Annotated in this window: 10 protein-coding genes; 8 read left to right on the forward strand and 2 right to left on the reverse strand. The window is 64.0% G+C overall.

The window, feature by feature from the left end; all coding sequences use genetic code 11:
• The first annotated feature begins 7 nt into the window (after positions 1 to 7).
• From ACUXVH_RS02310 to ACUXVH_RS02320, 3 genes are read left to right on the forward strand one after another with little or no spacing between them, the layout of a single operon-like run.
• Positions 8 to 436: a DUF2269 family protein gene (locus ACUXVH_RS02310; protein WP_011064077.1), complete on the forward strand. Its 429-nt coding sequence runs from the start codon at positions 8 to 10 to the stop codon at positions 434 to 436.
• 15 nt (positions 437 to 451) lie between these two features.
• On the forward strand, positions 452 to 1,708 hold the full coding sequence (locus tag ACUXVH_RS02315) for an SDR family oxidoreductase (RefSeq protein ID WP_065365073.1): 1,257 nt from the start codon (positions 452 to 454) through the stop codon (positions 1,706 to 1,708).
• Complete coding sequence (locus ACUXVH_RS02320; RefSeq protein WP_011064075.1) at positions 1,705 to 2,172, forward strand: DUF2269 family protein; 468 nt, start codon at positions 1,705 to 1,707, stop codon at positions 2,170 to 2,172. Before ACUXVH_RS02315 ends, ACUXVH_RS02320 begins: the two co-directional genes overlap by 4 nt.
• Before the next feature lie 50 nt (positions 2,173 to 2,222).
• Here ACUXVH_RS02320 and ACUXVH_RS02325 read toward each other — a convergent pair whose 3' ends face one another.
• A complete protein-coding gene (locus ACUXVH_RS02325; RefSeq protein ID WP_019093432.1) occupies positions 2,223 to 2,879 on the reverse strand; it encodes a histidinol-phosphatase in 657 nt (218 codons plus the stop codon).
• A gap of 144 nt (positions 2,880 to 3,023) precedes the next feature.
• Here ACUXVH_RS02325 and ACUXVH_RS02330 point away from each other — a divergent pair, with 144 nt between their 5' ends.
• Entirely contained in the window at positions 3,024 to 3,503 is a 480-nt protein-coding gene (locus ACUXVH_RS02330; RefSeq protein ID WP_011064073.1) for an RNA pyrophosphohydrolase, read from the forward strand.
• Between the two features lie 22 nt (positions 3,504 to 3,525).
• Positions 3,526 to 5,805 (forward strand): phosphoenolpyruvate--protein phosphotransferase, encoded by a 2,280-nt coding sequence (gene ptsP, locus ACUXVH_RS02335; protein ID WP_011064072.1) that lies wholly within the window; start codon positions 3,526 to 3,528, stop codon positions 5,803 to 5,805.
• A gap of 73 nt (positions 5,806 to 5,878) precedes the next feature.
• Here ptsP and ACUXVH_RS02340 read toward each other — a convergent pair whose 3' ends face one another.
• The gene (locus tag ACUXVH_RS02340; protein WP_011064071.1) at positions 5,879 to 6,625 is read right to left on the reverse strand and encodes an NRDE family protein; all 747 of its coding nucleotides are present in this window, start codon (positions 6,623 to 6,625) and stop codon (positions 5,879 to 5,881) included.
• Positions 6,626 to 6,748: 123 nt separating this feature from the next.
• Here ACUXVH_RS02340 and ACUXVH_RS02345 point away from each other — a divergent pair, with 123 nt between their 5' ends.
• From ACUXVH_RS02345 to thyA, 3 genes are all read left to right on the forward strand, one after another.
• Positions 6,749 to 7,531: a sulfite exporter TauE/SafE family protein gene (locus tag ACUXVH_RS02345; RefSeq protein ID WP_026020005.1), complete on the forward strand. Its 783-nt coding sequence runs from the start codon at positions 6,749 to 6,751 to the stop codon at positions 7,529 to 7,531.
• 81 nt (positions 7,532 to 7,612) lie between these two features.
• A complete protein-coding gene (gene lgt / locus ACUXVH_RS02350; protein WP_011064069.1) occupies positions 7,613 to 8,422 on the forward strand; it encodes a prolipoprotein diacylglyceryl transferase in 810 nt (269 codons plus the stop codon).
• Positions 8,423 to 8,468: 46 nt separating this feature from the next.
• The gene (gene thyA / locus ACUXVH_RS02355) at positions 8,469 to 9,173 is read left to right on the forward strand and encodes a thymidylate synthase (RefSeq protein WP_445493769.1); all 705 of its coding nucleotides are present in this window, start codon (positions 8,469 to 8,471) and stop codon (positions 9,171 to 9,173) included.
• Positions 9,174 to 9,336: the final 163 nt, after the last annotated feature.

The raw sequence follows: 9,336 nt of genomic DNA on the forward strand, positions 1-9,336 counted from the left end.
CGAAAACATGGAAACACTGACCACGCTGAAGACGCTTCATGTACTGGCCACCGTGCTGCTATTGGGCAGTGCGCTGGGGCTGGCGATCTGGGTCTGGCGCCTGCGCCGCCAGGGGGATGCCACGGTTTATAGCCGGGTGCTGCACCGTCCGGGCCTGTTCGGCTGGCTGTTGCTGGCGCTGGGCATGCTGACATTGCCGTTCAGCGGTTGGTGGCTGGTGCATCTGGTGGGTTGGCCGCTGGGGCAGACCTGGGTCCTGGGTTCCAGCGTGCTCTACACCCTGGGGGCCCTGGCCTGGCTGTGGCTGATGGTGCGCCTCAACCGCCTGCGGGTGGCCAAGGTCGCCAGCGGCCTGGCGTTCACCCTGGTGCTGGCGGTGTTCAGCGCCGCATGTTTCGTGACCATTGCCGGTCTTATGGGCGCCAAGCCGGTCTAACTCTCAAGGATTGCCATGAAGGTCGTTCTGGTGGGGGCCACAGGGTTTGTCGGCCGTCATCTGCTGGCGGCATTGCACGCTGCCGGCCATCAGTTGATTGCCACCAGCCGCCGCCCGCAGCCCCAGGGGTTGCCCGGGGTGGAGTGGTGCCAGCTGGATCTCGATTGCCTGGGCCGCGAGCCCCAGCCCTTTGCCCTGCCTGCCGACACCGACCTGCTGATCAACGCCGCGGGGCTGTTGAGCACTGATGCGCGGGCGTTGAGCCTGACCCAGGACCTGGGTACCCGCGCGCTGTTCGATCTGGCGGCGGCCCGGGGCGTGCGGGTATTGCAGATTTCCGCATTGGGGGCCGGGATCCTGCCCCAGGTGCCGTTCCTTGCCAGCAAGGCGGCGGCGGATGATTACCTGCTGCAGTTGGGAGTACCGGCGGTGGTGCTGCGGCCCTCGCTGGTGCTCGGCGCTGCCGGTGCCAGCAGTGGCTGGCTGACGAGGCTGTCGCCCTGGCCGCTGATTCCCTTGCTATCCGCCAAGGCGCAGATGCAGCCCTTGCATATAGAGGACTTGAGCGCCGCGGTGCTGGCGCTGCTCAGGCAGTGGCCGCAGGAATCCATGGTTCTGCCCCTGGTCGGCCCGGAACGCATGACCATGGCGCAACTGCTCGATCGCCTGCGGTCGGCCCAGGGCTGGGCCCCGGCGCGCTACTTCAAGCTGCCAGCGGTCTTGCTGCGGCTGGTGGCCGCTGCTGGCGATCGCCTGGGCTGGCGAGCCTTGAACCGGCAGAGCCTGGCCATGGCCCGCCACGACAACCTGGCGGATCCAGAGGTGCTGGCCTCGGTCTGCGGGTATCACGCGGCGCCGCTGGCGGCCCGCTTGCAGGACTGGCCCCAGGCGGCGCAAAGCACCCAACTGGCCCTGCGCCCGCTGTTGCTGGCAGTGATGGTGCTGATCTGGCTGGGTACCGCGCTGGTGTGCATCGGCCCGGGTTACGACTGGGGCCTGCGGATCATGGCCGAGGCTGGCGTGCAGGGCATCTGGGCGGCCCTGGCGGTGATCGGCGGTTCACTCTGTGATGCGCTGCTGGGTGTCGGCCTGCTGCTACGGCGCTGGCGCCGGCGGGCCTTGCAGGCACAGTTGGGGCTGATGCTCGGCTACACCCTGATCATCAGCCTGATCCTGCCGCACTTCTGGTTTGACCCTTATGCCGCCGTCGCCAAGAACCTGGTGCTGATGGTGGCGACCCTATGGCTGCTGTGGACCGAACCCCACCAATGAGCGCTTACCTGCTGTTGAAAACCCTGCATATCCTGTCCTCCACCGTGCTGTTCGGCCTCGGCGCGGGGTCGGCCTATTACGCCCTGCGGGCCTGGCGCAGTGGCCGGGTGGAAGTGATTGCCGTGACCTTCAAGCACCTGGTGTTCGCCGACTGGGCCTTTACCGCCACCACGGCGGTATTCCAGCCGTTGAGCGGGCTGGGGCTGGTGCACCTGGCAGGCTGGTCGCTGCAGCAGGCGTGGCTGATGTGGAGCCTGGGCCTGTATGTGGTGGCGGGGCTGTGCTGGCTGCCGGTGGTCTGGTTGCAGATCCGAGTGCACAAGATGGCCGAGCAGGCCCTGCAGGACGGGACGCCGATGCCGCTGCGGGCAACCCTTTATATGCGCTGGTGGTTCGCCCTGGGCTGGCCGGCGTTCCTGGCCTTCATGGCGATTTTCTATCTGATGGTGGCCAAGCCGGCGTAGGTTTTTTCGCTGGCAAGCCAGCGCCTACAGCCGGCTCGCCGGCGAGCTGCCTAGTCGCGCAGGCTGATGACCTGCCAGCCACGTTTCTCGGCCTCGGCCCGCAGGTTCGGATCCGGGTCAACGGCCACGGCGGTGGTCACTTGCTCCAGCAGGGGCAGGTCGTTCATCGAATCGCTGTAGAAGTAGCTGTCTTCCAGGCTGTGGCCGGTCTCTTCTAGCCAGCGGTTGAGGCGGGTGACCTTGCCTTCACGGAAACACGGCACATCGGTACTGCGCCCGGTGTAGCGGCCATCCTGCATTTCGCATTCGGTGGCGATCAGGGTTTCCACGCCCAGGCGTTCGGCGATCGGCGCGGTCACGAAACGGTTGGTCGCGGTGATGATCACCAGCTTGTCGCCGGCAGCGCGATGCTTGTCCAGCAGGGCCTGGGCCTTGGGCAGGAGGATTGGCTCGATGCAGTCGCGCATGAAGTCGCGGTGCCACTCTTCGAGCACGGCCATGTCGGTGCGGCCGAGGATTTCCAGGCAGAAGTTCAAGTAGGCGGCATTGTCGAGCTTGCCGGCCAGGTAATCCTGATAGAACTCGTCGTTGCGGGTCTTGTAGGCGACGGCGTCGAGGAAGCCCCGCTCGCACAGATAGTCGCCCCAGGCGTGGTCGCTGTCGCCGCCCAAAAGCGTGTTGTCCAAGTCGAATAAAGCCAGGCGCATTGCAGTTACTCGCTGAAAAGTCGCGGAAAAAGGTGCCCAGAATACGGTCTTTTCACAAGAGTGCACATAAGGTAAGCAGCCTCGTTGCTGCATTCCCAAGCTTTGTGGAACAATGCGGCGACATGCGTTTGCGAGGTTGTAGCCGTGATCGACCCCGATGGTTTCCGCCCCAATGTCGGGATCATTCTGACCAATGATGCCGGACAGGTGCTATGGGCTCGCCGTATCAATCAAGATGCCTGGCAGTTTCCTCAAGGGGGAATCAACCCCGATGAGACGCCGGAAGACGCCTTGTATCGCGAGCTGAACGAAGAAGTGGGGCTGGAGCGCGAAGATGTGCAAATTCTCGCCTGCACCCGGGGCTGGTTGCGCTATCGTTTGCCGCAGCGTCTGGTCCGGACCCACAGCCAACCGCTGTGCATCGGCCAGAAGCAGAAATGGTTTCTCCTGCGCCTGATCTCCAACGAGCAGCGGGTGCGGATGGATTTGACCGGTAAACCGGAATTCGATGGCTGGCGCTGGGTCAGTTATTGGTATCCGTTGGGCCAGGTGGTGACATTCAAGCGCGAAGTGTATCGCCGCGCTCTCAAAGAGCTTGCCCCGCGCCTGCTAGTGCGCGACTGACGACGGAGTTCGACCCCGAGCCATGCTCAATACGCTGCGCAAGATCGTCCAGGAAGTTAACTCCGCCAAGGATCTCAAGGCGGCGTTGGGGATTATTGTATTGCGCGTCAAAGAGGCCATGGGCAGCCAGGTCTGCTCGGTCTATCTGCTGGACCCGGAAACCAACCGTTTCGTCCTGATGGCCACCGAGGGCTTGAACAAGCGATCCATCGGCAAGGTCAGCATGGCGCCCAACGAAGGCCTGGTAGGCCTGGTGGGCACTCGCGAAGAACCCCTCAACCTGGAAAACGCCGCCGACCACCCGCGCTATCGCTACTTCGCCGAAACCGGTGAGGAGCGTTACGCCTCGTTCCTCGGTGCCCCGATCATTCACCACCGCCGGGTGGTGGGCGTGCTGGTTATCCAGCAAAAGGAGCGGCGCCAGTTCGACGAAGGCGAAGAAGCCTTCCTGGTGACCATGAGCGCCCAACTGGCCGGGGTTATCGCCCATGCCGAGGCCACCGGTTCGATCCGTGGCCTGGGTCGCCAGGGCAAGGGCATTCAGGAAGCCAAGTTCGTTGGCGTACCGGGCTCGCCCGGCGCGGCGGTGGGCAGCGCGGTGGTGATGCTGCCGCCGGCCGACCTGGATGTGGTGCCGGACAAGCACGTCACCGACATCGACGCCGAACTGGCCCTGTTCAAGAGCGCCCTGGAAGGGGTGCGGGCCGATATGCGCGCGCTGTCGGAAAAGCTCGCCACTCAATTGCGCCCTGAAGAGCGCGCGCTGTTCGACGTCTACCTGATGATGCTCGACGACGCCTCCCTGGGCAGTGAAGTGAAGGCCGTGATCAAGACCGGGCAATGGGCCCAGGGCGCGTTGCGCCAGGTGGTCACCGATCACGTCAACCGTTTCGAACTGATGGACGATGCCTACCTGCGCGAGCGGGCCTCGGACGTCAAGGACCTGGGCCGCCGGCTCCTGGCCTACCTGCAGGAAGAGCGCCAGCAGACCCTGGTCTATCCCGACAACACCATCCTGGTCAGTGAGGAACTGACCCCGGCCATGCTCGGCGAGGTGCCGGAAGGCAAGCTGGTGGGCCTGGTCTCGGTGCTGGGTTCGGGCAACTCCCACGTGGCGATCCTGGCCCGGGCCATGGGCATCCCGACGGTGATGGGCCTGGTGGACCTGCCGTACTCCAAGGTCGACGGCATCCAGATGATCGTCGACGGCTACCACGGCGAGGTCTACACCAACCCCAGCGACGTGCTGCGCAAGCAGTTCGCCGATGTGGTGGAAGAAGAACGGCAACTGGCCCAGGGCCTGGATGCCCTGCGCGACCTGCCCTGCATCACCCCCGATGGCCATCGCATGCCGCTGTGGGTCAACACCGGCCTGCTGGCCGATGTAGCCCGGGCGCAGAAGCGCGGGGCCGAAGGCGTGGGCCTGTATCGCACCGAAGTGCCGTTCATGATCAACCAGCGCTTCCCCAGCGAGAAGGAACAGCTGGCGATCTATCGCGAACAGCTGGCGGCCTTCCATCCGCAACCGGTGACCATGCGCAGCCTGGACATCGGCGGCGACAAGTCGCTGTCGTACTTCCCGATCAAGGAAGACAACCCCTTCCTTGGCTGGCGCGGGATCCGCGTGACCCTTGACCACCCGGAGATCTTCCTGGTACAGGCCCGGGCGATGCTCAAGGCCAGCGAAGGCCTGAACAATTTGCGCATCCTGCTGCCGATGATTTCCGGCATCCACGAGCTGGAAGAAGCCTTGCACCTGATCCACCGGGCCTGGGGCGAAGTGCGCGATGAAGGCACTGACGTACCGATGCCGCCAGTGGGGGTGATGATCGAAATCCCCGCCGCGGTGTACCAGACCAAGGAACTGGCGCGCCAGGTGGATTTCCTCTCGGTGGGCTCCAACGACCTGACCCAGTACCTGCTGGCGGTGGACCGCAACAACCCACGGGTGGCCGATCTCTACGACTACCTGCACCCGGCGGTGCTGCAAGCGCTGCAGAACGTGGTGCGTGATGCCCATGCCGAAGGCAAGCCAGTGAGCATCTGCGGCGAGATGGCCGGTGATCCGGCGGCGGCGGTGCTGTTGATGGCGATGGGCTTCGACAGCCTGTCGATGAACGCCACCAACCTGCCGAAGGTGAAGTGGATGCTGCGTCAGGTCAGCATGACCAAGGCCAAGGAACTGCTGGCGGAAATGATGACCATCGACAACCCGCAAGTTATCCACAGTTCGCTGCAACTGGCGCTGAAGAAACTCGGGCTGGCGCGGATGATCAATCCGGCTTCGAGCAAGACCCTGTAACCGGGTTGTTTTCTTCGCCGGCAAGCCGGCTCCTACAGAAGCGTTCGTGGGAGCCGGCGTGCCGGGGAACGCTTCAGACCTTCAGTTCGACCTCTCCCAGATGCCCGCCATAGGGGCCGAAGCTACGCTCCAGCAGATGCCGCGAGCCATCGGCGTGGACGATCAGTGCCGTGCTGGCTCGTGTGCCGTAGCTGGGGCTGGCGATGAACACGCTGGACAGCAGGCTTTCGGTGGCCAAGCCCACTCCGGTGTCCGGCAGATCGGCGAAGGGCGCTGTCTGCGGGTCGCTCAACAGCGCCAGCAGTGCCTGGGGCTGTGGATCATGCAACACCTCCTGCAACGCCGCCCTGGCCTTGAGCAGCTTGGGCCAGGGCGTATCCAGCCCGGCATTGGAAAGGCCGTAGACCCCAGGCTCCAGCCGTTGCGGCTGCGGGTCCCGAGCGTTGTAGTGCCACAGTTGCTCGGCATTGCCCAGCAGCAGGTTGAACCCGGCGTACTCCACCGAGCGCCCGACTACATCGCGCAAATAATCATCCAGGGGCACGTCGCCGGCGAGAAAGCGCGCCACCAGTTCACCCCGCGAGCGCCGCGCCGGAGGCTGGTGCGGGTTGCGGATATTGGTCAGGGCGGCAAAGCGGCCCTCGGCGCCGACCCCGAGCCAGGTGCCGCCGGCTTCCAGGTCGCGACCGGCGTGGATCTGCGGCAGTTCCGGCCACTGCCCCAGGGGCAGGCTCGGCCGCGCGTAGAATTCATCACGGTTGGCCGCGACGATCAGTGGCTGAGCATGACCCGGCCGCCAGGCGAAAACGATCAAGCACATTAAGGTGGCCCCCTGTGTGTTTTTGCCCACTTTACGCACAGATCCGGCGGGTATCCATCGCCATCCAGTGGAGTCCGGGGCGGCGCTTCCGTTACCATGCCGATCTATTTTTCGGATGCTCCCATGGAATTTCTGCTCTATCTGCTGCTGGGCGCCTGTGCGGGCGTGCTGGCCGGGCTGTTCGGCGTGGGCGGCGGGATCATCATAGTCCCGGTGCTGGTGTTCAGCTTCACCCTGCAAGGCTTCGATGTCTCGGTGCTGACCCACCTGGCGGTCGGCACCTCCCTGGCCAGCATCATCTTTACCTCGGTCAATGCGGTGCGCGAGCACCATCGGCGTGGCGCTGTGCGCTGGCCGATCTTCGCCTGGATGACCGTGGGTATCCTCCTGGGCGCCGGTTTCGGCGCACTGACCGCCGAGGCGATCTCCGGCCCGCACCTGCAGAAAATCATCGGTGTGTTTGCCCTCGTGGTGGCCCTGCAGATGACCCTGGAGCTCAAGCCCAAGGCCAGCCGCCAAGTGCCCGGCAAGCTGGGCCTGACGGCCGCCGGCGGTGTGATCGGCTGGGCCTCGGCGATCTTCGGCATTGGCGGTGGCTCCCTCACCGTGCCTTTTCTCACCTGGCGCAGCGTGCCCATGCAGCAGGCGGTGGCCACCTCATCGGCCTGCGGTTTGCCCATTGCCCTGGCCAGTGCCTTAAGTTTCATGATTCTGGGCTGGCATGATCCGCTGCTCCCGGCCCATAGTCTCGGTTTCGTTTATTTGCCGGCCCTGTTGGGCATTGCCCTGACCAGCATGGTGTTTGCCCGCATCGGCGCGCGCCTGGCCCACAAACTGTCGCCACGCCTGTTGAAACGCATGTTCGCCGCGCTACTGTTCTGCGTGGGGCTCAGCTTCCTGTTCTGAGTGGTGACGCAATCCTGGCTTAATCCTGGGCTGGCAGTTTGCCCCGGGAATCTGAAGTTCTAACCCTTACGAGGAGTCGCAATGCTGCCTTACCCGCAGATTGATCCGGTGGCCCTGGCCATCGGCCCGCTGAAAATCCACTGGTACGGCCTGATGTACCTGATCGGCATTGGCGGTGCCTGGTTGCTGGCGTCGCGCCGCCTGAACCGTTTCGATCCGACCTGGAGCAAGGAGAAGCTCTCGGACATGGTGTTCTGGATGTCCATGGGGGTGATAGTCGGTGGTCGCCTGGGTTATGTGCTGTTCTACGACCTGAGCGCCTATTTGGCCAACCCGACGCTGATCTTCGAAGTGTGGAAGGGCGGCATGTCGTTCCACGGTGGTTTCATCGGTGTGATGCTGGCGGCCTGGTGGTTCGGCAAGCGCAACAACAAGACCTTCTTCGAGCTGATGGATTTCGTCGCGCCGATGGTGCCGATCGGCCTGGGCGCCGGGCGCATCGGCAACTTCATCAACGCTGAATTGTGGGGCAAGCCCACCGATCTGCCCTGGGCCATGGTGTTCCCGCCGTTCAGCGATCCGGCACAATTGCCGCGCCATCCCTCGCAGCTGTATCAGTTCGCCCTGGAAGGCGTGGCGCTGTTCCTGATCCTCTGGCTGTTCTCGCGCAAACCCCGGCCGACCATGGCGGTTTCCGGTATGTTCGCCCTGTTCTACGGGATCTTCCGTTTCATCGTCGAGTTCGTCCGGGTGCCGGACGCCCAGCTGGGCTACCTGGCCTGGAACTGGCTGACCATGGGTCAGGTCCTGTGCGTGCCGATGATTCTCGGTGGCCTGGGGTTGATCTGGCTGGCTTATCATCGCGCTCCGGCCAAGAGCGCGGCGCAATAAATTCGAACCCCGGGGCGTGCCCCGGGTTCAAGGATGCAGGTAATTCATGAAGCAATATCTTGATCTGGTGGCCCACGTCATCAACAACGGCACCAAGCAGGCCAACCGCACCGGTGTGAACACCATCAGCTTCCCCGGGGCCATGCTGCGCTACGACCTCAAGGAAGGTTTCCCGGCCATCACCACCCGCAAGATGGCCTTCAAGTCGGCCATCGGCGAGATGGTCGGCTTCCTGCGCGGGGTGAACAACGCCGCCGAGTTTCGTGCGCTGGGCTGCAAGGTCTGGGACCAGAACGCCAACGAAAACGCCCAGTGGCTGGCCAACCCGTTCCGCCAGGGCGACGACGACCTGGGCGAGATCTACGGCGTGCAGTGGCGCAAGTGGCCGGCCTACAAACAGATCAAGACCAGCAACCAGGCGGCCATCGACCTGGCGCTGAGCCAGGGCTACCGGCAGATCGCCGCAGGCGAGGAAGACGGCCAGGGCTACGTGGTGCTGTACAAGGCCATCGACCAGGTGCGCCAGTGCGTCGACACCATCATCAACGACCCGGGCAGCCGGCGGATCCTGTTCCACGGCTGGAACTGCGCCCAACTGGATGAAATGGCCTTGCCGCCGTGCCACCTGCTTTACCAGTTCCACCCCAATGTCCAGACCCGGGAAATCTCCCTGACCCTCTACATCCGCTCCAACGACCTGGGCCTTTTATACCCCCTCGAAGAACCAGCACAGTACGCAATGGCTGCGTAGTACGGCTCTACCTTCCAAGCTCATTTATTGTGCCCCGGTACAAAATGCACATTGTGTATAGTACGGGCCGCTTTGAGGAGAATGGAAGCAGTGAAGGTCATCGCAGTTAGGGGCACCCCCCTAGATTTCAGAGAGTCCCCAACCAGGCGGGACGACCCATCCG

This window comes from Pseudomonas sp. 8(2025) (assembly GCF_052665325.1).

Coding starts and splice junctions, on each gene's coding strand:
- ACUXVH_RS02310 (WP_011064077.1), top strand. CDS start 8: ATGGAAACACTGACCACGCTGAAGACGCTTCATGTACTGGCCACCGTG.
- ACUXVH_RS02315 (WP_065365073.1), top strand. CDS start 452: ATGAAGGTCGTTCTGGTGGGGGCCACAGGGTTTGTCGGCCGTCATCTG.
- ACUXVH_RS02320 (WP_011064075.1), top strand. CDS start 1,705: ATGAGCGCTTACCTGCTGTTGAAAACCCTGCATATCCTGTCCTCCACC.
- ACUXVH_RS02325 (WP_019093432.1), bottom strand. CDS start 2,879: ATGCGCCTGGCTTTATTCGACTTGGACAACACGCTTTTGGGCGGCGAC.
- ptsP (WP_011064072.1), top strand. CDS start 3,526: ATGCTCAATACGCTGCGCAAGATCGTCCAGGAAGTTAACTCCGCCAAG.
- ACUXVH_RS02340 (WP_011064071.1), bottom strand. CDS start 6,625: ATGTGCTTGATCGTTTTCGCCTGGCGGCCGGGTCATGCTCAGCCACTG.
- ACUXVH_RS02345 (WP_026020005.1), top strand. CDS start 6,749: ATGGAATTTCTGCTCTATCTGCTGCTGGGCGCCTGTGCGGGCGTGCTG.
- lgt (WP_011064069.1), top strand. CDS start 7,613: ATGCTGCCTTACCCGCAGATTGATCCGGTGGCCCTGGCCATCGGCCCG.
- thyA (WP_445493769.1), top strand. CDS start 8,469: ATGAAGCAATATCTTGATCTGGTGGCCCACGTCATCAACAACGGCACC.